The 21,689-nt window shown below is 72.7% G+C and carries 20 protein-coding genes, 1 tRNA gene, 1 pseudogene and 1 riboswitch; of the genes and pseudogenes, 8 read left to right on the top strand and 14 right to left on the bottom strand.

Annotated features, from left to right (window positions below; genetic code table 11):
* Positions 1-56 precede the first annotated feature (56 nt).
* Both ACFVIM_RS03235 and ACFVIM_RS03240 read right to left on the bottom strand, forming a co-directional pair.
* Positions 57-998, bottom strand: coding sequence for a sensor histidine kinase (locus ACFVIM_RS03235; RefSeq protein ID WP_384297719.1), 942 nt, complete (start codon positions 996-998; stop codon positions 57-59).
* 226 nt (positions 999-1,224) lie between these two features.
* Positions 1,225-1,301 (bottom strand) — tRNA-Pro (locus ACFVIM_RS03240).
* Positions 1,302-2,056: 755 nt separating this feature from the next.
* Between ACFVIM_RS03240 and ACFVIM_RS03245 the strand changes: the two genes are divergently transcribed.
* Positions 2,057-2,545: a hypothetical protein gene (locus tag ACFVIM_RS03245; RefSeq protein ID WP_384297721.1), complete on the top strand. Its 489-nt coding sequence runs from the start codon at positions 2,057-2,059 to the stop codon at positions 2,543-2,545.
* A gap of 24 nt (positions 2,546-2,569) precedes the next feature.
* On the opposite strand, the gene ACFVIM_RS03250 is transcribed toward ACFVIM_RS03245, so the two are convergent.
* The 3 genes from ACFVIM_RS03250 to ACFVIM_RS03260 form a co-directional block, all read right to left on the bottom strand.
* Entirely contained in the window at positions 2,570-3,589 is a 1,020-nt protein-coding gene (locus ACFVIM_RS03250) for an ABC transporter ATP-binding protein (protein ID WP_384297724.1), read from the bottom strand.
* A gap of 2 nt (positions 3,590-3,591) precedes the next feature.
* Entirely contained in the window at positions 3,592-4,620 is a 1,029-nt protein-coding gene (locus ACFVIM_RS03255; protein ID WP_384297726.1) for an ABC transporter substrate-binding protein, read from the bottom strand.
* Between the two features lie 108 nt (positions 4,621-4,728).
* Positions 4,729-5,586: an ABC transporter permease gene (locus tag ACFVIM_RS03260; RefSeq protein WP_384297727.1), complete on the bottom strand. Its 858-nt coding sequence runs from the start codon at positions 5,584-5,586 to the stop codon at positions 4,729-4,731.
* A 540-nt stretch (positions 5,587-6,126) separates the two neighbouring features.
* Between ACFVIM_RS03260 and ACFVIM_RS03265 the strand changes: the two genes are divergently transcribed.
* Entirely contained in the window at positions 6,127-6,585 is a 459-nt protein-coding gene (locus ACFVIM_RS03265) for a hypothetical protein (protein WP_384297730.1), read from the top strand.
* 497 nt (positions 6,586-7,082) lie between these two features.
* Complete coding sequence (locus ACFVIM_RS03270) at positions 7,083-8,279, top strand: acyl-CoA dehydrogenase family protein (protein WP_384297732.1); 1,197 nt, start codon at positions 7,083-7,085, stop codon at positions 8,277-8,279.
* A 397-nt stretch (positions 8,280-8,676) separates the two neighbouring features.
* On the opposite strand, the gene ACFVIM_RS03275 is transcribed toward ACFVIM_RS03270, so the two are convergent.
* The 6 genes from ACFVIM_RS03275 to ACFVIM_RS03300 form a co-directional block, all read right to left on the bottom strand.
* Complete coding sequence (locus ACFVIM_RS03275) at positions 8,677-9,249, bottom strand: GAF domain-containing protein (RefSeq protein ID WP_384297735.1); 573 nt, start codon at positions 9,247-9,249, stop codon at positions 8,677-8,679.
* Entirely contained in the window at positions 9,246-10,007 is a 762-nt protein-coding gene (locus ACFVIM_RS03280) for an ATP/GTP-binding protein (RefSeq protein WP_384297736.1), read from the bottom strand. The genes ACFVIM_RS03275 and ACFVIM_RS03280 overlap by 4 nt, the downstream gene beginning before the upstream one ends.
* Positions 9,985-10,353: a DUF742 domain-containing protein gene (locus ACFVIM_RS03285; RefSeq protein WP_384297738.1), complete on the bottom strand. Its 369-nt coding sequence runs from the start codon at positions 10,351-10,353 to the stop codon at positions 9,985-9,987. The genes ACFVIM_RS03280 and ACFVIM_RS03285 overlap by 23 nt, the downstream gene beginning before the upstream one ends.
* Before the next feature lie 3 nt (positions 10,354-10,356).
* Positions 10,357-10,794: a roadblock/LC7 domain-containing protein gene (locus tag ACFVIM_RS03290; RefSeq protein WP_384297740.1), complete on the bottom strand. Its 438-nt coding sequence runs from the start codon at positions 10,792-10,794 to the stop codon at positions 10,357-10,359.
* Between the two features lie 7 nt (positions 10,795-10,801).
* Entirely contained in the window at positions 10,802-12,688 is a 1,887-nt protein-coding gene (locus tag ACFVIM_RS03295) for an ATP-binding protein (RefSeq protein WP_384297742.1), read from the bottom strand.
* Positions 12,689-13,422: 734 nt separating this feature from the next.
* Positions 13,423-14,622, bottom strand: a complete 1,200-nt coding sequence (locus ACFVIM_RS03300; protein ID WP_384297743.1) for an MBL fold metallo-hydrolase — start codon at positions 14,620-14,622, stop codon at positions 13,423-13,425.
* Between the two features lie 465 nt (positions 14,623-15,087).
* On the opposite strand from ACFVIM_RS03300, the gene ACFVIM_RS03305 reads away from it, so the two are divergent.
* Together ACFVIM_RS03305 and ACFVIM_RS03310 are read left to right on the top strand one after the other, a co-directional pair.
* Positions 15,088-15,366, top strand: coding sequence for an acyl-CoA dehydrogenase family protein (locus tag ACFVIM_RS03305; RefSeq protein ID WP_384297745.1), 279 nt, complete (start codon positions 15,088-15,090; stop codon positions 15,364-15,366).
* A 506-nt stretch (positions 15,367-15,872) separates the two neighbouring features.
* Positions 15,873-17,051 carry a Glu/Leu/Phe/Val dehydrogenase dimerization domain-containing protein gene (locus ACFVIM_RS03310; protein WP_384297748.1) on the top strand — a complete coding sequence of 393 codons (1,179 nt, stop codon included), beginning with the start codon at positions 15,873-15,875 and terminating at the stop codon, positions 17,049-17,051.
* Positions 17,052-17,287: 236 nt separating this feature from the next.
* Here ACFVIM_RS03310 and ACFVIM_RS03315 read toward each other — a convergent pair whose 3' ends face one another.
* Positions 17,288-17,620, bottom strand: coding sequence for a hypothetical protein (locus tag ACFVIM_RS03315; protein WP_384297750.1), 333 nt, complete (start codon positions 17,618-17,620; stop codon positions 17,288-17,290).
* Positions 17,621-17,750: 130 nt separating this feature from the next.
* Here ACFVIM_RS03315 and ACFVIM_RS03320 point away from each other — a divergent pair, with 130 nt between their 5' ends.
* From ACFVIM_RS03320 to ACFVIM_RS03330, 3 genes and pseudogenes are all read left to right on the top strand, one after another.
* On the top strand, positions 17,751-18,413 hold the full coding sequence (locus ACFVIM_RS03320) for an acetate--CoA ligase family protein (RefSeq protein WP_384297752.1): 663 nt from the start codon (positions 17,751-17,753) through the stop codon (positions 18,411-18,413).
* A gap of 55 nt (positions 18,414-18,468) precedes the next feature.
* Positions 18,469-19,089 carry a TetR/AcrR family transcriptional regulator gene (locus tag ACFVIM_RS03325; protein WP_384297754.1) on the top strand — a complete coding sequence of 207 codons (621 nt, stop codon included), beginning with the start codon at positions 18,469-18,471 and terminating at the stop codon, positions 19,087-19,089.
* 61 nt (positions 19,090-19,150) lie between these two features.
* Positions 19,151-19,456 (top strand): annotated as a pseudogene (locus tag ACFVIM_RS03330) (carbohydrate kinase family protein); the annotation flags it as partial.
* 91 nt (positions 19,457-19,547) lie between these two features.
* Here the strand turns inward: ACFVIM_RS03330 and ACFVIM_RS03335 are convergent.
* Together ACFVIM_RS03335 and ACFVIM_RS03340 are read right to left on the bottom strand one after the other, a co-directional pair.
* Positions 19,548-20,339, bottom strand: coding sequence for an SGNH/GDSL hydrolase family protein (locus ACFVIM_RS03335; RefSeq protein ID WP_384297756.1), 792 nt, complete (start codon positions 20,337-20,339; stop codon positions 19,548-19,550).
* 208 nt (positions 20,340-20,547) lie between these two features.
* Positions 20,548-21,468 (bottom strand): peptidoglycan DD-metalloendopeptidase family protein, encoded by a 921-nt coding sequence (locus ACFVIM_RS03340; RefSeq protein ID WP_384297757.1) that lies wholly within the window; start codon positions 21,466-21,468, stop codon positions 20,548-20,550.
* Positions 21,469-21,472: 4 nt separating this feature from the next.
* Positions 21,473-21,633: riboswitch (cyclic di-AMP (ydaO/yuaA leader) on the bottom strand.
* Positions 21,634-21,689: the final 56 nt, after the last annotated feature.

A 21,689-nucleotide genomic window follows, 5' to 3' on the forward strand; every position in this document is an offset into this window, starting at 1 on the left:
CGGCCCGGACACCTCGTGGCCGGCGTGTGCAGACTGCGGCTGATGGCGATGACACTTCAGGGGCGATGGGCGGGGAGGCGGACGACAAGGCGGGCCCCGGGAGCATGGTCCTCGATGTCAATGCTGCCGTGGTGGGCGGTGATGATGTCGCGGACGATGGCCAGTCCGAGTCCGCTGCCGCCGGTGTCTCTGGCGCGCGCGTCATCGAGGCGGGTGAAGCGGTCGAAGACGCGGCGTCGGTCGGGTTCGGGGATGCCGGGCCCGTCATCGGTGATGACCAGTTGCGCGGTGCCGCCGCAGGCACGGAGGCTCACCTCGATCCGCCGGAGGGCGTACCGGAGGGCGTTGTCCAGCAGGTTGCGTACGACGCGCGCGAGGGCGTCGGCGTCGCCATCCACGCGTGCCGCGCTGATGGCGTGCTGGTCGATGATGAGCTGCGTGCGCTCGCGGGCGCGGCTGACCTCGGCGAAGACGATCTCGTCCAGGTCTGTGGGTTGCTTGTCGAGTCGGGGGCGGGCGTCGAGGCGAGCCAGCCACACCAGGTCGTCGACAAGGCGGGCGAGCCGTTCGCAGTCCTCCACCAGTGCCGGGGCCAGCGTGCGCCAGTTGGCGGAATCGGGGTGCCGGGCGGCGATCTGGAGTCGGGTGTGCAGGCTGCTCAAGGGGCTACGCAGCTCGTGGGCGGCGTCCGCGATGAACTGGCGCTGCCTTTGCGTGGCAGCTTCCAGGCGTGCGAGCAGATCATTGAGTGTGGTGGCGAGCCGGCCCAGGGCGTCGGCCGAGGGGGGGACATCGAGGCGGCGGCTGAGATCGGAGGCGGTGATCTCGGCGGCTTGTGCGCGCAGCACCTCGACCGGGAACAGCGCCCGTCCGGTGAGTACCCATGCGACGCTGGTCAGCGCGGTGACGACCAGGGGCACGCCGATGGCCAGGCCGCCGGCGAACTGGGCCAGACTGGCGTCGACGTCCTCGGTGGGCACGGCCGCGTACACGGTCACCGGATCGTTTCGGGTGCCGGCCGGTACGGCTACGGCACGCCAGGTCGCGTTCTCGACGTGGGGCAGGTGCCGGAGGCTGCGGGCATGCGGGCACCGGTCACCCCGCCCGTGTCCCCGGCAGGACCCACCAGACGCCGCTGGACCCGCTGGTCCCCACCTGGTCCCCAAGAACGACGGAAAGGCGGTACCGGATGTCTCCGATACCGCCTGCGACCCGCGAAAACGCTGGTCGGGACGACAGGATTTGAACCTGCGACCCCTTGACCCCCAGTCAAGTGCGCTACCAAGCTGCGCCACGTCCCGATGCCCGTCTGACCTGGGGTTTCCCTCCCGGCCGAACGCGCATGAGAACCATACCGCACTCCGAGCGATGGTCACGAATCCCTTCCGGGCGGGGGTGGGCGCCGGGATCGGGCGCCATGTCGCACCCGGAGGCCGGAGCGGCACCGCCGAGCCCCGGCCGTGGACGGCACGAGACCCCACTCCCACCCCATCAACCCCTCCGTCACCCGCTGCCTACGCTGCGCGACGCGAACGAAAGCGCTTTCTCCCATCGGTTCCGCCCCGTCACCGGGAGCGCCATGAGCCGATCGCTCCGGTCCCGTCGCCCGGCCCGCGACAGCGGCGACCGTTCCCGCCACAGCTGAGGGTGCCCGCGCGCCACCCGGAACGGCGGGGCCGCCGAAGGGGCCGGACCAGGTGATCACGGGTGGCCGGACCAGGTCGGCGACGGTCACTCCGGCTCCTCGCGGTGCTCGCCGCCCTCGCTGTCCTCCTGGCGTCGCTCACCGGGCTCGGCGCCGGAGCGGCCGGGCCCGGAGGTCCGGCCGCTCCCCTACCGCCAGCGGGGAGCGCGCTCCGCGCGGCCACGCTTGGTTCCGTCGTCTTGTCCGGAAGGGCTGACGCGAGGGCGAGCGGGAGGGGGAGCGGGTACCGTCCTGGTCATGTCCGGTGATCTCCACGACGGTGGCCCGTGCCGTGACGGTGCGGCGGCGGGCGGGCGGCTGATCCGGGGCGGCTGTTGAACGCCGGCCCGGGGCAGATCCTGGCGGCACCGGATGCCTGAGCCGTTCGAGATCTCCTTCCTGGACAGCCTGTCGTGGGATGAACTGCGCACGGCGCTGTCGAAGCACTTGCGGACGCCGGTCGACAACGTGGTCCTGCTCGGCGACTGGCTGGATCTCCCGCCCAAGAGGCAGGGCGAAACGACAAGCCTGGACATCATCCGGCAGGAAGGCGGGTACCGGACGCTTGTCGACGGCTCGTCCCCGCTGTGTGTCAGTGGCGAGGAACTCGGTTTCCTCGCGGCGGCGCTGGCCATGGAGTTCTCGACGAGCGTCGCGATCGGCGACTTCACACATGACTGCGGATACGCCTGCGGGCGATTCATCGTCTACCAGCCCCAGGGGAGAGCCTTCTCCGCCCAGGAGAAGTCCGACCACGCGTTCTGGGATCTGGAACGCCGGTCGCACGGGACCGGGTGGGACGGCGGCGATCCGCTCCCAGGCGATGGGCGGAAGGACGGCTGTCGCGGGCCGGGAGCGTGACCCCTGCCGTTGCGCGCCGCTGGGTCAGTTCCCGCGCGCCCCGCCCAGCAGCGCCCGGACACGGCTCGTGGCACGGGCGAACTCCGGGCGCCCCATCGTCTGTGTGTAGTCGCGCTCGGGGGCCAGTCCCATCTCGATGACCTCGGTCACCGTGCCGGGGCGCGGGCTCATCACCACGACCCGGTCGGCGAGGTAGCACGCCTCCGAGATGGAGTGGGTGACCAGCAGCACCGTCGTCCCGGTCTCCCGCCAGACCCGGTTCAGCTCCCGGTTCATCTGCTCCCGGGTCAGGGCGTCGAGGGCGCCGAAGGGCTCGTCCATCAGCAGCACCGGCGGCTGATGGAGCAGGGCCCGGCAGAGGGCTACCCGCTGCTGCATCCCGCCGGAGAGTTCATGGGGGTAGGCGTCCTCGAACCCGGCGAGCCCGGTCATGGCGATCAGCTCGTCGGCGCGGCGGCGCGCCCGGCCGCCGGGCATCCTGCGCATCTCGGCCTGGAGCAGGATGTTCCGCCGGGCCGAGCGCCACTCCAGCAGGGCGGCGCGCTGGAAGACGAATCCGATGTCATGGCGGGGACCACGGACCGGCTCACCGTGCAGAAGCACCTCACCGGAGGTGGGCGTGAGCAGTCCGGCGAGGAGTTTGAGGAGGGTGGACTTACCGCAGCCGGAGGGGCCGACGATGGCGATGAACTCGCCCGCCGCGACGTCGAGGGAGACGTCCGTGAGCGCGGTGACCTCACGCTGGCGGGAACGGAAGCGGACGCGGACGCCCCGCAGTCCGACCGCGGGCGGCGAGCCGCGGCGCCGCCCGTCCTCCCGTGGCGCGTCACGGCGCTCGCCATCGCCGGATGGCCCGCCGTGGCTACTCCCCCCGCCCGTCGGATCCGCGCGCCCGTGCCCGCCCGGTGACGCCGAGCCGCTTGGCTTCCCCCCGTACTCGCGTTTCCCACCGTCCCCGCGTACGCGGGCTTCCGGCAGGCCCCGGCGCTCCCCGTCGCCGTCCTCCCCCACCGCGCGCACTCCGGCTCCCGTGTCGTCCCGCATGGTCATCCCTTCAGCGCGGTGGCGCCGTCCCAGTAGGCGGAGACGGCCCGCGCCCGGGTGACCAGGCCCGCCTCGGTGAAGACGTCGAGGGTGCGCCGCCAGTCCGCCTCGGTGTTCACCCCGGGGGCCTTGCCCTGGGTGGCGGGCGTGTGCAGCAGGGTGAGGGTGGTACCGAACTGTTCGGCGAGGACCCGCCGGGGTGGCAGTTGCCCGCTCGCACCGTCCATGGCGGCGATGGCGGGGCCGGGGGCCTCACGGGCCGCGGCGAAGGACTCGCTGACGGCCCTGACCATCCGCCGGGACAGTTCCTTCCGCTCCTGAAGGGTGCGCTGGGCGGCGATCAGGCCGTTGGAGTAGAAGTTGAGGCCGTGCTCGGAGAAGCGCAGATAGCCGACGTCCCTGCCGGACTTCTCCTTCATGGTCGGCCCTTGGTCGCTGGCGTATCCGAGCAGTCCGTCCGTCTTCCCGGAGATCACCGCGGCGATCTTCCCGGCGGGGTCGGTGTTCTGGACGGTGACGTCGGACTCGGCGAGTCCGTTCTTCTTCAGGAAGACCGGGAAGGTGCGGGAGAGCGCGTCCCCGGCCGTGCCCGCGACCGTCTTCCCCCTGAGGTCGGCGGGGGTGGCGATCTTCCGGGAGGCGAAGAACTGCACGGACGACGGGGTGGTCTGGAGGAAGACCCCGAGGCTGCGGACCCTCACCCCGGATTCCACCCCGGAGAGCAGGGCGGGGGTGTCGGCCCAGCCGAAGTCCGAGTGTCCCGCGCCGGTGGCCAGGACGGTCTTCTGGGAGCCCTGTCCGGCCCGGATGGTCAGCTCGATCCCGTGCTTCTCGAAGAGCCCCTGCCGCTTTCCGTAGTAGAAGGGCGCGTGTTCTCCGTACGGGTACCAGTTGAGCGTCAGCGTCACCTTGTCGAGCTTCCGTCCCGACGGGCCGGTGGTCTTCTCCGTTCCGTCCGCACCGCAGGCCGTGGCGGTGAGCAGTAACGGAAGGAGGGCGGTGACGGTCAGGAGTCTGCGCGGGGCGGTCATGGTCGTCCTTCACATCGGCGGGGAGGGGCCCGTGGGGCCTTGCGGTGCCCGGGACCGGCGGCCGGTCCACCGGTGGTGGTGACGGGTCGGCGGGCGTTCGGCTGCTGGTCAGTGGGCGGTGGTGACGCCCGACTCGCGGCGGCTGGCGTGCCAGGGGAGCAGCACCCGTTCGGCGGTCTCGACCAGGGCGAAGAGGATCAGACCGATCAGGGACAGCACGATGAGTCCCGCGAAGAGCATGGGGGCGTCGAAGTTCCCGCCGGCCTGGAGAAGCACCTGGCCGAGCCCTTCGTTGCCGCCGACGAACTCCCCCACGACAGCACCGGTCACGGCGAGGGTGACGGCGACCTTCAGCCCGGCGAAGAGATGCGGCAGCGAGGCGGGGAAGCGGATCTTGACGAAGGTCTGCCAGGCGCTCGCGCCCATCGTCGCGGAGAGCTGGAGCATCTCCGGATCGACCGCCTTGAGCCCGGTCACCATCGAGATCACCACCGGGAAGAAGGCGATCAGCACGGCGATCAGGATCTTGGGTTCGATGCCATACCCCAGCCAGGCGCCGAAGAGCGGGGCGATGGCGATCTTGGGGATCACCTGGGCGAAGAGCAGGACCGGATAGAGCGTGCGCTCGATGGTCGTGGAGGAGACCATGACCACCGCCGCGGCCACCCCGGCGCCGACGGCGATGACAAAGCCCAGCAGGGTCTCGTACAGGGTGACCCAGGTGTGTTCGGCGAGATAGCCGGCCTTCCCGGTGAGGACGTCGAGGGTGGCGCCGGGCGAGGGGACCAGATAGGGCTCGACCAGTTCGGCCGCGGCGATCACCCACCACGCGCCGAGGCAGCCGAGCAGCAGCGCCAGAGGGCGCCAGCTCCGTTCCAGGGCGCCGCGCGCGCGTTCCCGGGCCCCCGGGCGACGGCGGTCGGCCTCCGTCGGTGGCGCGCCGATCCCGATGGCGCTCTGACTCATCGTCCATTCCTCCGGTGGCCGGAGCCGTCGTCGTCGCGCGGCGGTCCGCCCGCGCTGCCGCCCGGCCGGGCGGCGGAGGGTGGGAAGAGGGGCGGGGAAACCGCTGGAGAAAGCGCTTTCTGATACCGTAGCGCCACGCTAATGAGTGGCTGTACGCACGGTCAATAGGTCGTCCCGAACTTCCCCCGGCGGCCGGACCGGCACCCCCGCGCCCGCCCGGAACCGCGCAGCGCCACCCGGCGACGACCCCGCCGGGGCACCGGGCGCCACCCGAGCGGCACGCCCCTCGGAGCCTCCCACTTTCCGCGACTCACCCCCGCCTCCCTCACGACGCCGAGCACCCGCGCCCACACACACCGGAAGGGCCCCACCAGCGGGTGTCGGGACCTTCGCCGTGGCACTGCCCACCCGGCGTTCCTCCGGCGTCTTCGGGGGCGCGGTGGCCGTCGCGGGCAGACCGTCGATCCGGGTTCTCATGAAGGTGTCGGCGGACGGGGCGTAACTCCGGGGGCAGGCGCCCCCGATCCCGGCCCGGCCCGGATGTACGAGACCGCCGAGTCGATCGTCACCACCATCGGCCGCCGGCTCGCCCCGGCCGTCCTCGGCCCGCCGGGCCGACATCTGGACGCGGTCGGCCGGGCCTTCGAGCGGGCGATCGGCCGGGGCTCTCCAACGGCGCCCCCTCGCCATGGTGCGGCGCGGCGGCGGGCTCACCCTCTCCCGCCGTCGCGCCGGCTCGCGCGGGACCGGGGCCCCTCCGAGGGGATCGGGGCCGACCGACCCGGATCTGCCGCCTCGCCGCATCCGTTCTCCGCGTACGGGATCGCCACCCCGGTCGAGCCGAACGGACGCCGGTCCATCGAGTCGCCGTCTACGGGTCCGACCGTCCGGGTCGAGCACGCAATGGCCGAAACACCCCCCTCCCCAGGGCTCGGCGTCGCGGCGGACGAGGCGACCGTCAGGGGGCTGGCGAGGGATGTGCTGGAGCGCGCGAAGTGAAAAAGGCGGGCGTGAACAGCCCCGCGCGCCCCGGAACATGCCGGGAGGACCCCCGGCACTCCCCGGCATTATCCGTCAAACCATGACATAGATCAGGAGGGTCGCCTCCTCGGAGACCCGGCGCCCGGCCCCGGCCGTGCTTCCTCGCGCGCCCCGCACCCCTCGCGCTGTTCCGCGCTCCGGACCGTGCACCCAAGCGCGGTGACGGCCGGTGGTAGGTCTCAATCGATCGGTTCCACCCGGCGGGATTCAGCGCACGTCTATGCCGTATCGGTTCTTCACAGATGCCCCTCCCGGACGGCGCAGGGGTGGTGAACCGCGCCATCGTGTCTCATGCCCGAGAAACCTTTGCCATTGGCATGTGGCAGACCCAAACGCGGGGGGAATGCCGTACGGCAGAACGAAGGCGGCCGAATCGCCACTCACGGGAGAGCCGCCTACGCACGACCTGCTCGAACAATCGCACGGGCAGGCGCTTCACAGAGGAAGGCTCGCGAATGGACGGGTACTTCGCCAGTCACCTTCACCACCAGCTCCGCCGCCGGGTCAGGGACTTCGCCGAGCGCGAGGTCCGGCCACGGATCCCCGCGATGGAGGACTCACGATCAGCCCATACCGAACTCTCACGCTTGATAGCCAGGCAGGGCTGGCTGGGCGCCACCATCGGCCGCGACCACGGCGGCATGGGCGCCGGACATCTGGCCAAGACCATCATCATCGAGGAACTCTCCCGGGTCAGCGGGGCGATGGGCGCCATGGTGCAGGCGTCCCAGCTCGGTGTCGCCAAGATCCTCCACTTCGGCGACGAGCGGCAGAAGAACACCTGGCTGCCCGCCATCGCGGCCGGGGAGTGTCTGCCCACCATCGCGGTCACCGAGCCGGAATCGGGGGGACATGTCCTCGGGATGACGGCGTCCGCCGTCCGCGACGGCGACGACTACGTCCTCAACGGCCGCAAGATCTACGTCGGCAACAGCCATGTGGGCGATCTCCACGGTGTCGTGGTCAGGACCGCTCCCGGCTCCCGTGGTCTGACCGCCTTCCTCGTCGAGTCCGGACGCCCCGGCTTCTCCCTCGGGCTCCAGCGGCCCTCGATGGGGCTGCACGGCTTCAGCTTCGGCGAGTTGTTCTTCCGTGACTGCCGGGTCCCGGCCAGCAGCCGCCTCGGCGCGGAGGGCGATGGACTGGCGGTGGCCTATTCCTCCAGCGTGCTCTACGGGCGGGCCAATCTCACCGCTGTCTCGCTCGGCATCCACCAGGCGATCCTGGAGGAGACCACCGCCTTCTGCGCCCAGCGCCACCGCTATGGCAAACCCCTGCACGATCTGCCGTCCGTCAAACTCAAGCTCGGCAAGGTCCAGTCCCGGCTGATGACGGCCCGGCTCGCCGCGTACCACGCCGTCCACCTGCTCGACCAGGGGCTTCCCTGCGACGCGGAACTCATGAACGCCAAACTGATCAATGTCGAGTCCACCATCGACTCCGCGCGGGAGGCGATGGAGATCCACGCCGCCGCCGGGCTCTTCACCGACCGGCCCATCGAACGCTATCTGCGGGACGCGCTCCATATGTTCGCCCCCGCCGGGACCTCCGACGTCCAGTTGCTCCGGCTGGCGGAGGTGGCGCTCGGGGCGGAGAAGGGACAGTGGTCCCAGCGGCTCTCCGCTTCCCTCAAACTCCAGCCCGCCGTCTGAACCAACCCCGGCCGGGGCCGTCTGCCCGGGCACCCCCTCGGCCGGAATCCCACCTCCAGGCGAGACCCGGCGAACGGACGAACCGCCACGCCGACGAACCGCCACGCCGACGAACCGAGGAGCCGGTAGCCGGTAGCCGGTAGCCGGTAGCCGGTAGCCGGTAGCCAAGGATCCGAGGAGCCAGGTAACCGGGCGGCCGACAGCCGAGGATCCGAGTCAGCGCACAACCGGTCAGCACATAAGTCAGCACATAAGTCAGCACATAACCGAGGCACCCCGGCCATCAGGCCCGCCACAGCCGGAGGTTCCGCCACCGGCGACAGGAGGCGCCGGGCGGGGCGCCGCCACATCACAGAACCCGGAGGCCACAGGGCGCCGACCGCACCGAACCCGGAGGTCACATGGCGCCGGCCTCCCGGCGGTGGATCTGGTCCATCAGCTCCGCCGCGAGCCCCTTGATCGTCTCCAGCCCCGGTCTCCCCCACGGCCGGGGCTCCGTGTCGACCACACAGATCGTCCCCAGCGCGACCCCGGTCCGGTCGATCAGCGGCGCCCCCAGATAGGAGCGGATCCCGATCTCGTCCACGACCGGGTTGCCCGCGAACCGGGGGTAGTCGCAGACGTCCTCCAGGACCAGCGCCTTACGCCGGACCACCACGTGCGGGCAGTAGCCATGATCCCGGGCCATGAAGCGGCTGACCTCACCGGTCGCGGCGGCCACCGCCGTCAGATCACTTCCGTGGTACTCCCCGGTGGGCGTGTGCAGCCCGGCGAAGAACTGGCGGTTCTCGTCGATGAAGTTGACCATCGAGTAGGGAGCCGCCGTCACCTCCGCCAGACGGTGGGCGAACTCGTCGAACGCGGGGTCGGGCCGGTCCCCGAACCCCAGCTCCCGTAGCCGCCGCACCCTCAGCGGCGCCTCCCGGTCGACCGGGGTCAGCAGAAGGTGTCCGGTCGGGTCGAAGGTCATGATGCCGGCGCTCCGTAGCCCGGCGCCGCCACGGGCGCCGTTGTGGTGTCGAGAAGGTGCTGGACGAGCGTGACCAGGATGCCGATGCCCGAGCTGGAGATCCGCGCGTCACACATGACCACGGGCACCTCGGGCTTGAGATCGAGCGCCACCCGCACCTCGTCCGCCCGGTAGCGGTAGGCGCCGTCGAACTCGTTCACGGCGACCACGAAGGGGATCTCCCGCCCCTCGAAGAAGTCGACGGCGCTGAAGGAGTCCTGGAGCCTGCGGGTGTCGGCGAGGACGACGGCGCCGAGCGCGCCCTCCGACAGCTCGTCCCACATGAACCAGAACCGCTCCTGGCCCGGGGTGCCGAAGAGATAGAGGACATGGCGGTCGTCCAGGGTGAGCCGCCCGAAGTCCATGGCGACGGTGGTGGCGATCTTGGACTCCACCCCGTCCAGCGGATCGGTGGCCACACTGACCTGGGTGAGCAGTTCCTCGGTGCTGAGTGGTTCGATCTCGCTGACCGCGCCGACGAAGGTGGTCTTGCCCACCCCGAAGCCACCGGCGACCAGGATCTTCAGGGCGGTGGGGAAACCCCCATCAGGCGCGCGGGCCGCGGCGAACGCGGTGGGCCCGCCGCGCGGTGCGGGGATCCGTCCGCCGCCGCCGTGGTCGGCGTCATGGCCGGTCGCCCCACCGTCGGGGGACCCGCCGCGGTCGAGGGACCCGTCGGCTTCGGGACCCGTGGTGTCAGAGCCGTTGTCGTAGGCCATCGAGCACTGCCTCCAGCAAGGAGCGGTCGGTCGTTGTGTCATGACTACGGGGCGCCCGTGCGAGCAGCGCGCCGCAGTCCACGAGGTCGGAGAGCAGTACCTTGGTCACGGCCGCGGGGAACCCCAGGTGCGCCGAGACCTCGGCGACCGTGATCGGCCCCTGGCAGAGGGCCAGCGCCTGTGTGTGATCCGTACCGAGCCCCGGGGGTACCGTCCCGGTGGCCACCATCAGGGTGAGCAGATCGAGCGTGGCCGTCGGACGGGTGCGGCCACCGCTCACCGTGTAAGGGCGGGTGAGCGGGCCGGCGGCACCGTCGAGCAGCGGCCCGTCCTGGGGGGCCGGCACGCCTCACTGCCCCGCACTGCCCGGAGCGGCCCCGGCCGACTGCCTGGCCGGGGTGGTGAGATAGGGACGTACGCTCTTGACCAGCATCGCCATCTCGTAGCCGAGGACGGCGGCGTCGGCCTCCCGGTCGGCGAGCACGGCCAGACAGGTGCCGGAGCCCGCCGTGGAGACGAACAGCAGGGTGGCGTCCAGCTCCACCACCACCTGGCGCACCTCGCCCGTGTCACCGAACCGGGCGCCGGCGCTCCGTCCGAGGGAGTAGAGCCCGGACGCCAGGGCGGCCATATGGTCGGCGGCGTCGGGCTCCAGCCCGTGCAGGGACTTCACCAGCCCGTCGGAGGAGAGCAGTACCGCGCTTCGGGTGTACGGCACCCGCTGGACCAGGCCGCTCAGCAGCCAGTCGAGGTCCGAGACCTGACCGTTCGTCGCGTCGGTCACCATGGTGCATCTACTCCTTGGAAGTCAGGTCGTGGCGGGCTGGTCCGGGGCGGGAGCCCGTTCCCCGGGCGGGGAGCCTCGCGGCGGCGGCCTGCGGCAGGGGCTGTGCCTCGGCCAGTCCGACACCGCGCCGGAAGGCGGCCATCAGCCCCGGGTCATGGAGGGCGTACTCCTCCTCCTGGCGGGGCGAGGGCCCCCTCCTGAGCTGCGGGACGAGGTGCTCCTGGGCCCGGCGCCGCGGCAGTTGCGGCCGTACGGCCGGGCCCCGGACCACCTCCGCGCGCACCCCGAGGGGGGTGGCGATCGGGATCAGGGGGAGCCCGGCGGCCGACTCGTCCCGGGTATGGGTGGCCCCGGGCCGCGCGGCGGCGGGATTGGGCCGGTTGGCCCGGTTCGTACGTACCGGCAGCGGCGCGAGACGGCGCTGACCGGACCGCGCGGGCGACGGCTCGACCGGGGTGCGGGGAGGGACCGGCTCGACCGGGGTGCGCGCGGGCTTCGGTTCGACGGGTGTCCGTACCGAGGTCGGCTGGAGCTGCGGTGTCACCGGCCGGGGAATCGACGGCGGTACGGAGGTGGGGTTCCCGGTCAGCGGGGCCCGGTCGCGCGGCCGCTGCCCCAGCCGGTCGCTCCCCTCGCCCTCCCCCTGGTGGAGTCCGGCGGAGTCCGTGCCGAGGAGCACGTGCGGCAGTACGAGGACGGCCTGGACCCCTCCGTAGATATTGGACTGGAGCCGGACGGCGATCCCATGACGGCGGGCGAGGGCGGCGACGACGAACAGGCCGATCCGTCCGTCCTGGAGGAGATGGGCGACGTTCACCTGGTCGGGGTCGGTGAGCAGCTCGTTCATCCGGTTCTGCTCGGCCGTGGGCATCCCCAGACCCCGGTCCTCGACCTCCACCGCGAGCCCCGCGGTGACATGCTGGGCGCGCAGCAGCACCTGGGTGTGCGGGGCGGAGAAGACGGTGGCGTTCTCCACGAGTTCGGCCAGCAGATGGATCACATCGGCGACGGCGTGTCCGCGCAGGGTGCCGTCGACCGGGGGGACCAGTTTGACCCGGGGGTACTGCTCGACCTCGGCGATGGAGGAGCGCAGCACCTCGGTCATGGTGACGGGGTGGGACCACTGGCGCCGGGAGATCGCGCCGCCGAGGACGGCGAGGTTCTCCGCGTGGCGGCGGATACGGGTGGCCAGATGGTCGACATGGAAGAGGCCCTTCAGCAGTTCGGGGTCCTCGACCTCCTTCTCCAGATCGTCCAGCAGCTGGATCTCCCGGTGGACCAGGGACTGGAGGCGCCGGGCGAGATTGACGAACACCTCGACCTTCTGCTCGTTGCCGACCCGGCTGGAGAGCTGGGACGCCTGCACCACGGCCGCGAGCGCGACCTCGTGGGAGCGGGCCAGCTCCTGGGAGAGGAGGTCGAGTTCATCGCCGGGGGCCGGGGCGGGCAGCGGGGTGCGGGGAGCGGGCGGGGCCTCACCGCGCCGGAGCCGCTCGACGACGGTCCGCAGGTCGACCTGACCGCGCTCGGTGGAGCGCCGCAGCGCGGCACAGCGGTTCAGCAGGGCGGTGGCGGTACGGTCGGCGCCCATCGCGGCCGTCGCGACGGCCGCCATGCAGAGCACCGCCATCCCGATGAGTACGGCGGCGAGCGCGGCGTCGGCGCGGGGCGCGGCGGCATGGACGGTGAAGGCGACCCCGGCACCGCCGCTGAGCGAGGCGACCAGGGCCGGGAGGACCGAGGTCCGCAGCAGTCGGGGGCGGAGGCGGGGGTCCGGGGTCGGCGCCACGGAACGGGCGCGGCCCGCCACCGACGGTGGCCGGTCGTCCGTGCGTCCGTGGCCCCCGTCGTCACGGCGGTCGGGCCGTGTGGCGGGTGCGCGTAAGGGAGACATCGGCGTCCTTGGTACGGGGTCCCGGGTGGGCGTACTGCGAGGTGTCGCGAGGGGTGGGGGTTGCGACGGGATGGCTGCGGGTGGGGGCTGCGAGTCTGCGGGTCCTGCGAGGGTGGTGGTACGACGGGATGCGACGGTGCTCCGGCGCGGCGGATATGAGCCCACCGTTGACCACTGGACACACACCGTAGTCGCCAGCCGAGCACATCCGACGGACAGTTGACAAAGTTCCCCGCCATTCGTCCCGCTCTGGTATGAGGCTTCGCACTGCCGCCCGACAACGCGGCGTTGATTCCCCGTGGGAGGGGTTTGTCCGATCGGACGAACGATTCACCCGAGGGGTGGAGGGCGTGCCGCGCGGGGGACGCACAGCTTTCCGACGGGCGGCGGAGGGGGAGTGCGACCGGCGGATCGCGGCTCTTCCGGGGGCGCCCGCGTTCCCGGACCGAGCGCCCCCAGGCAGGGACATCGCCCACCTTCCCCATCGAACGCCTCCGGGCAGGGGCATCGCCCGCCCCCTGACCGGGCGCCTCCGGGCAGGGGCATCGCCCGCCCCCTGACCGGGCGCCCCTCGCCCGCCCGGAGCACAGACCGCCGCGAGAGCCCTCAGGTCCCCAGGGACCCCGCGGGCCCCTCCGCGCCAAGGGGCCGCCGGCTCACCGGCGCTCCGGGGCGTCAAGGCCCCTCAGGTGACGTTCCGTAACCGCCGCGCGGAGATCGGCGTTCTTACTCCCTCACCCCTCGACCGCGAGGTCAGGAGATCGCTCCTCGGCGGCAGGGTTCAGGGGCGCTCCCGGCTTCCGCCAGGGTCGGGTGATCGGCTGGGCCACGGCCCGCCACCAGGGATCGGTCGGGAGAGATCCCGCGGGCTCGAAGGGCTCGCCGGGCCGGGGCGACGCGACCACTTGCCCGGCTTCACGCGCCGCGTCCCGCGTCCACTCGCCCGGTTCAGCCCACGGGTGCGGGGCGAGGTTGAAGGTGCCCCAGTGAATCGGCAGCAGCACTCCGGCGGGCCGCCCTCCTTGCAGGTCGAGGTGGGCCCGGATGCCCTCGTCCGGAGTCATATGGATGTCAGGCCAGTACTCGCTGTACGCGCCGATCTGGATCATCGTCGCGTCGAAGGGCCCGTGCTCGGCGCCGATGTCCCGGAAGCCGGGGAAGTACCCGGTGTCCCCGCTGTGGAAGATCCGGTGCTCGGGACCGGCGACCACCCAGGAGGCCCAGAGGGTGTGCTGCTGGTTGCGCAGGCCCCGGCCGCAGAAATGGCGCGCGGGGGTGGCGGTGAGCCGTACCCCGCCGACCTCGGTGGACTCCCGCCAGTCCAGTTCGCGCAGCCGCTCCGGCGCCACGCCCCAGCGCTCCAGATGGGCTCCGACGCCGAGGGGTACGGCGAAGACGGTGTCGGTGGCGGCCAGCGCCTTGATGGTGGGCAGGTCCAGGTGGTCATAGTGATCATGGGAGATCACGACCACATCGACCGGTCCGAGAGCGGCGAGGGGCGCGGGCACGGGGTGCAGCCGCTTGGGCCCGACGAAGGAGAACGGGGAGCAGCGCTCGCCCCAGACCGGGTCGAGGAGGACCCGCAGTCCATCGATCTCGGCGAGGACGCTGGAGTGCCCCATCCAGGTGAGCCTCAGCCCGGTGTGGGGCGGTGTGGCCAGGTCGGTGGTGGTGCCGGGGTGGAGCGGCACCCGGCCGGCGGGGACCCGGCGGGCGCGCGTCTCCTTCTGGAAGTAGATCTTGGCGAACTCCAGCATGGAGGCGCCCGACGGCCGGGTCCGGGCGCCCACGGGGTTCTGGAAGACCCCGTCGGCGAAGTTCGGCGAGTTGCGGATGCGCTCCCATCTGGCCCCGGTGGGGTCCGCTCCGAACGCCTCGGCGCGCAGGGAACGCAACCGGGATCTCAGTGTCTGCGGGGAGCCAGCGCCCGTCACGGCACCTCCAGTGGTCGGGTCTTCTCATTATGTGTGCGCGAGGGGGGCGGCGCGGGCCAAAGCGGTACGGCCGGGTGGCCGCCGCCCGAGAGGGAGAACGTCCGCGCTGGTGACGGTGTTCCGGCGCGGCCCGTACGGTCGCGCGCCCGGCACGCGCGCCCTTCTGCTCCCCTGCGTTCCCGTCCGCTTCCGGCTGTTCCCGGCTGTTTCCGGCTGTTCCCGGCTGTTTCCGCGGTTCTCCGGCTCCTCGTGGCTCCTCGTGGCTCCTCGCGGTCCCTCCGGGCGCCTCCGAGTCCCTTCCGGAGCCCCGCTCCCCCTCCGGCAGCACCACGGCCGACCCTCCCGTACGACGGGTTCCGGACGGATCGGGCGCACGGTGGCGCAGGGGGGCGGGGGCGCGTTGACAGTGTGCGCCCATCGTTCCGATACTGACCGACGGTTCAGTTTCCTGGCGCAGGAGGAGCGATGTCGGAGCCATCCGTCGAGCTGCCCGTCGAGCTGGTCGCCTGGCGGGCCGCGAAACGGCTGGACGCCGGGCTGGACGCGACGGCCGAGGCGGCGATGGCCAAGCTGACGGCCTCCGGGACGGCGGCCTACTGCACCTGGGCGGCGGTCCAGACGCTCGGCGGCTGGGGCTACTCGCGCGAGCATCCGGTGGAGCGGTGGATGCGGGACGCGAAGCTGGAGGAAATCGAGGAGGGCACCTCGGACATCATGCGGCTGATCATCTCCCGGAGGTTATGACGCTCGGTCCGCCGCTAAGACGCTCGGTCCGCCGCCGGGACGGAAGGCGGCTTCCGTGGGCGGGGGCTCACCACGGGGACGGAGACCGTCGACCGGGACAGAGCCGACCGTTCAAGGGACGGAGACCGCCCACGGGGACGGAACCATCCGCCCCGAACAGCACCCCCCCGCCGGGAGCGGAGACCATCCGCCGGACCGGAACCACCCGCCCGGGACCAGAGCCGTCCCGCGGCCGATACCCCACCCCCGGCCAGTACCCCACCCCCGGGACGCCTGGTGGCCCCGCCGGGAGACGTGATGGCCTCCGCCGCGCCCGGCGGTCCGCCATCAGCCCGGCGACCAGCCGTGTTACGGCCACCCCCGCCCCCGGCGGAACCCGTTGACCTTCCGTCAACACGGCGCCTCTACCGTGACCACGGCGCCGCCGTCACGGCCACCTCCGTGGCGCGCCGCACACCCGGGGCGTCCACCGCGCCCGGCCCCACCCTCTGCGAGGAGACCTCCCGATGACCGCTCCCCTGCTCTCCCTCACCTGGACCGATCATGTCACCGGCCGCCAGGGGCACCTGGTGATCGACCGGCTGGTGCGCGGTGTCTCCAGCGGCGGACTGAGAATGCGGGAGGGCTGCACCCTGGAGGAGGTCACCGGGCTGGCGCGCGGGATGACCATGAAGGAGGCCCTGCACTACAACCCCGCCGGGAAGTACGTTCCGCTCGGCGGCGCCAAGGGCGGCATCGACTGCGATCCGCAGGACCCGCGCGCCTACGGCGTCCTGGTGCGCTATCTGAGCGCGATGCGCCCGTACATCGAGTCCGTCTGGACCACCGGGGAGGACCTCGGGCTCACCCAGGACATGGTCGACCGGGCCGCCGCCGAGGCCGGGCTCGTCTCGTCGGTGCAGGCCGTCTACCGGCTGCTGGACGACGAGGGCTCCGCGCGGCGGCGGCTCGCGGACGCGTTCGCGATCGAGGTCGACGGGCTGGGTCTGGACGAGCTGGTCGGGGGGTGCGGGGTGGCCGAGTCGGTGCTGGCGGCGCTGGACCGGGCCGGGGTGGAGTACCCGGGGACCCGCGTCTCCCTCCAGGGGCTGGGCACCATGGGCGGCGCGACGGCCCGTTTCCTCGCCCGCGCCGGGCTGCGGATCGTCGCCGTCGCCGACATCAAGGGCACCATCGCCAATCCACGCGGGCTGGAGGTCGAGGCGCTGCTCGCGGCCCGCGACGGCTACGGCACCGTGGACCGCGCCGCGCTGCGGCCGGACGATCTGGAGCTGCCGGGTGACGCGTGGCTGTCGGCCGAGGCGGAGGTGCTGGTCCCGGCGGCCGTCTCGTACGCGATCGACGCCGCCAACCAGGACCGCATCACGGCGCGATGGATCGTGGAGGCGGCCAATATGCCGGTGCTCCCGGAGGCGGAGACCCTGCTGGCGCGGCGCGGGGTGACGGTCCTGCCGGACGTCGTCGTCAACTCGGGCACCAACGCCTGGTGGTGGTGGACGCTCTTCGGGGACATCGAGGCCGACGCGGACGCGGCCTTCGCCTACACCCGGCGCTCGATGCGGGAGCTGGTCGGCCAGATGCTGGGCCGCGCGGAGCGGGACGGCACCACCCCGCGCGCCGCCGCGCACGCGATCGTCGCCGACCGGCTGCCGGTCATATCCGAGCGCTTCGGCTGGTACCGGTGACCACGGCCCCGTTATCCGGTGACCCGCTCGCGGGCCTCTTCGACCCGGCGTCCCACCGGGGGGCTGTCCGGCGCCGCCCTCCACGCCGCCTCCAGCGGCCCTCACGCCGCCGTCGGCCAGGACTCGCGCCCGGCTCGGGGGCGTCCCGAGCCCGCCGTCACCGGCCATGGCGCCGGCCTTGTCGTCCTCCCCCGCCCGGGTCCGCCGCGGGTCGCTGTCGTCGCGGACAGCGGGGGTCAGGGCGCTCTCGCGGCCGACGCGCTGGAGGCGCGCGGGGTCCGCGTCCCGGTCCTCTCCCCGACGACGGCGGCTGTGCTGGCGCGGCTGCTGCCCCCGGGTGCCGGACACCGCAACCCGGTGGACCTGGCGGGCGCCGGGAGGCCGACCTCGGCGCCTACGCGCGGATCGGCGGGGTCCTGCTCGGCTGCGGCGAGGTCGACACCGTGCTGCTCACCGGCTACTTCGGCGACTACGCCGCCACCGATCCGGCACTCGCGGGTCCCGAGCGGATCGTGGCCGCCGAACTGGCCGCCGCCGCCCGGGACTCCGGGCGCGGGCTCGTCGTCCACACCATGGCCCGCGCCACCCCCGCCCTCAGGGAGCTGCGCGCGGGCGGGATCCCGGTGTACGAGCGGATCGAGCAGGCGGCGACGGCGCTGGCGGGGGTGGCGCGGCGGCCGAACGCGTCCGGTGCCGCCGGTGCCGCCGCCGTCGCCGTCGCCCGCGCCGGACGGCGGCTATCCGGCCGTGCGCGCGCTGCTCTCCTCGTACGGGCTGCGCTTCCCGCCCGCCGCGTTCGTCACCGACGCGGACACCGCCGTCACCGAGGCCCGCCGGATCGGTCCCCCGGTCGTGCTGAAGGCGATGGGGCTCGCCCACAGGACCGGGGCGGGCGGGGTGGCCCTGCGCATCGGCGGCGAACGCGAACTCCGCGCCGCCTTCGCGCGGATGGCGGCGGCGACCGGGGCGCGGTCCTACGCGGTGGAGGCGATGGCCGCCCCGCCGTACGCGGTGGAGCTGATGATCGGGGTCCGCCGCGATCCGGCGTTCGGCCCGGTCGCGCTGGCGGGTCTGGGCGGTGTACGGGCGGAACTGACCCCGGACACCGCGCTCGGCCTCGCCCCGCTCACCCGGGAGCACGCGCGTGACCTGCTGCTCTCCCTGCGGGGCGCGCCCCTGCTCCGGGGGTGGCGCGGGGCGCCGCCGGTGGATCTGGCGGGCGCCGCCGAGGCGCTGCGGGCGCTCTCCCTCGCGGCGGCGGAGCATCCGGAGTTCACCGCGCTGGAGGTGAACCCGCTCCTCGTCCACCCCTCGGGCGCCCTCGCGCTGGACGCGCACGGGGTGGTCGGCGCGAACGGCTGATTCAGCCCTCACGTACCCATCGCTTCTGTGAAGATCGGATGTGTAGGGTGAGCGCGTGGCACGAGTCCGGTTGAGCGTCGCGGAGCGGCGCGAGGAGCTTCTGAACGCCGCCGTCGCGCAGATCCAGCAGCGCGGGGTCGCGGCGGTTCGGATCGCCGATGTCGCGGCGGCGCTGGGGGTGAGCAACGCCCTTGTCCTCTACCACTTCTCCACCAAGGAGAAGCTGGTGGCGGCCGCCTTCACCCATGCCGCCGACGGCGACCTGGCCCATCTGCGCAAACTGCTGGGCCGTCGTACCTCGGCGCTGCGGCGGCTGCGGGCGGCGGTGCGGTGGTACGCGCCGACGGGCAGTGCCAAGGGCTGGCGGCTCTGGATCGAGAGCTGGGCCGCCGCGCTGCGCGAGCCCGCGCTGCGGGAGGTCGCCGGGGAGCTGGACCAGCAGTGGAAGGCGGCGCTGACCGAGGTCATCGCGGAGGGCGCGGCGGCGGGCGAGTTCCCCTGCCCGGACCCGAAGGCGGCGGCCTGGCGGCTGACCGCGTTCCTGGACGGGCTGGCCGTGCAGATGACCTCCTACAGCGGCTCGCTCTCCCGGTCCACCATGCTGACCTGGACCGATGACGCGCTCGCCCGTGAGCTGGGCCTGGAGCGGGCCCAGTTGACGGCGTCCTCGCGCTGAGTCCGCGTAGGGCGGAGCCCCCGGGGGCGGGCCGGTACCGGCCCGGCCATACTGGGCGGCCATGTCCCCGCGTACTGAGCGAGAACCGCTCCACGATGTGATCGTCATCGGCGGCGGGGTGGACACGGTGGTCCGTGTCGACGCGCTGCCCGTTCCCCTCGCCGACTCCCATGGGGTCGGCCCGGTGCGGGAGTGGCCCGGTCAGACCGGTGGCCATGTGGCGCTGGGCTGCCGGGCGCTCGGGCTGAGGACCCTGATGCTGGACTTCGTCGGCGATGACTGGGCGGGACGGCTGGTGCGGGAGCGACTGCGGGAGGGCGGGGTCGACTTCGCGCCACTCATCTCCCCCGCCGGGACCCGGCGCGCGTCACCCCCGCGCCCGGGACGTGTCCACTCGGCGCCGCCCGGTCGCCGGGCCCACCCCTCGCGCAGGGGATCCGGTCACCGGGCCCGCCGGTTCAGAGCGGCAGCAGGTCCGGGCGCTTCGCCGCCACGTGGTCGCCGGAGCTCTGGCCGCGCAGCCGTCGTCCGATCCACGGCGCCAGGTACTCCCGGGCCCAGTGGATGTCGTCGCGCCGTACTTCGAGGGTGCCGCGCGGCGGGAGCGGCGGCCAGGGCTGGTCGGGGTCGGCGGGCACGTCGAGGCCGAGCACCTGCGCGGCGCGCAGGGCGACCCGGGCGTGTCCCTCGGAGGAGAGGTGGAGCCGGTCGGAGTCCCAGGCCCGCCGGTCCTGGACCGAGCGCAGCGACCAGAGGTCGAGCACCGGGCAGTCATAGCGGTCGGCGATGGCCCGGACATGGGCGCTGTAGGTGGCGATCTTGCCGCGCAGATGGCGCAGGACCGGCACGCCCCGGGTGTCGAAGCCGGTCGTCACCATCACCGTGCCGACCGCCCCGGTCAGCTCGGCCACCGCGCGCTCGAAGCGTTCGGCCACGTCGTCGGGGTCGCTGCCGGGCCGGATGATGTCGTTGCCACCCGCACAGAACGACACCAGTTCGGGGGCGAGCTCCCTCGCCCGGGGAACCTGTTCCGCCACGATCTGGTCGAGGAGCCGTCCCCGGACCGCGAGATTGGCGTAACGGAAGGACTCCGCCGGTACGCGCTCGCTCAGCAGCACCGCGAAGCGGTCCGCCCATCCCACATAGGACCCGTCCGGGCCCGGGTCTCCGACGCCCTCGGTGAAACTGTCACCGATCGCCGCGTACGACCCGATTCCGCCCGTGCTCTCTGTTCTCGAATGGTCAGCCACCCACTCATCTTGTCCTTACAGGTGTGACCTACGCGACCGTAAGGAGGGGTTGACGGGTGGTGATCTATCCCACCGGTTCAGTTCGCGTGATGAGGAATAGACCGCGATCCCCATGGTCCGCCGGGGGCGGGCCATGGGGATCCAGGAGGGTCACCGCAGGACGCGGTGAGCCCGGGTGTCCACCACCGGGAAGGGGACGGCGGCGACCTTAGAGGGTCACGCCCTTCTGCTGGAGGTAGGCGACCGGGTCGATGTCGGAGCCGTACCCGGGGCCGGTGCGGACCTCCAGGTGGAGGTGGGGTCCGGTGGAGTTGCCGGTGGAACCGACGAGGCCGATCTCGTCGCCGCCGCTCACACCCTGCCCGGCGGAGACGGAGAGGGCGGAGAGATGGGCGTACTGGGAGTAGGTGCCGTCGGTGTGCTGGATGACGACCTCGTTGCCGTACGAACCGTTCCATCCGGCGGAGACGACGGTGCCCGGGCCGATGGAGCGTACGGGGGTGCCGCCGGCCGCGGAGAAGTCGACGCCGGTGTGGTAGCCGCTGGACCACATCGCGCCGGAGGCACGGTAGGCGGTGCTGACGGAGACCCCTTCCAGCGGGGTGGTGTAACCGCCGGAGGGCGTCACGGCGGAGGCCGGGGTGACCTCGGCCGGGGCGGCGGGCTCGGCGACAGCCTCGACACTGGTCTCGGCACTGGTCTCGGCCACCGGCTCGGCGGCGGGCTCGGTCCGCGCGCTCTGCTGCGGCGCCGCCTCGGCGGACTTCGCGCCGAGGGTGAGCGTGAGACCCGGGCGGATCAGCGAGGGGTCCGCGCCGACGGCGTCACGGTTGTCGGCGTAGAGCCGCTCCCAGCCGCCGTTCACCCCGTGCTCGGCGGCGATGGCGGACAGGCAGTCGCCCGCGACGACCTGATAGGTGACGGTCTCGGCGGACTTCTGCTTCGCGAACGCGACGCTCTCAGCGCTGGCACTGACACTGGCGCTCGGGGCGGCGAGCGGCTGTGCGGCCTGCGCACCGGTGGCGCCGATCAGCGGGAGCGCGAGGGCCGCGCCTCCCGTTCCGGCGATGGCGAATCGCCGGGTGATAACGCTGGTCCTGGTACGGCGGTGCTTACCCTTTCCGGGCATGGCGCTGTCCTCTCCGGCGCCTGCGAGGTGAGCTGTCGGGTTCGGGCTGGAGCTGCCCGGCCGCGCGGACGCGCGACTTCACCCCGAGCCGCCCGGATCTCTCCGGCCGGCGCTGTACCTGGGTCCCCCGCTCCTGCCACGCGTGGATGTCGACGGTGGGTCCGGGCGGCGGCAGGATTCGGCGGGCCGTCCGGATGGCCGTGACCGTAGACGAGCCACAA

Source organism: Streptomyces sp. NPDC057638 (assembly GCF_042800315.1).
Lineage (GTDB): Bacteria > Actinomycetota > Actinomycetes > Streptomycetales > Streptomycetaceae > Streptomyces.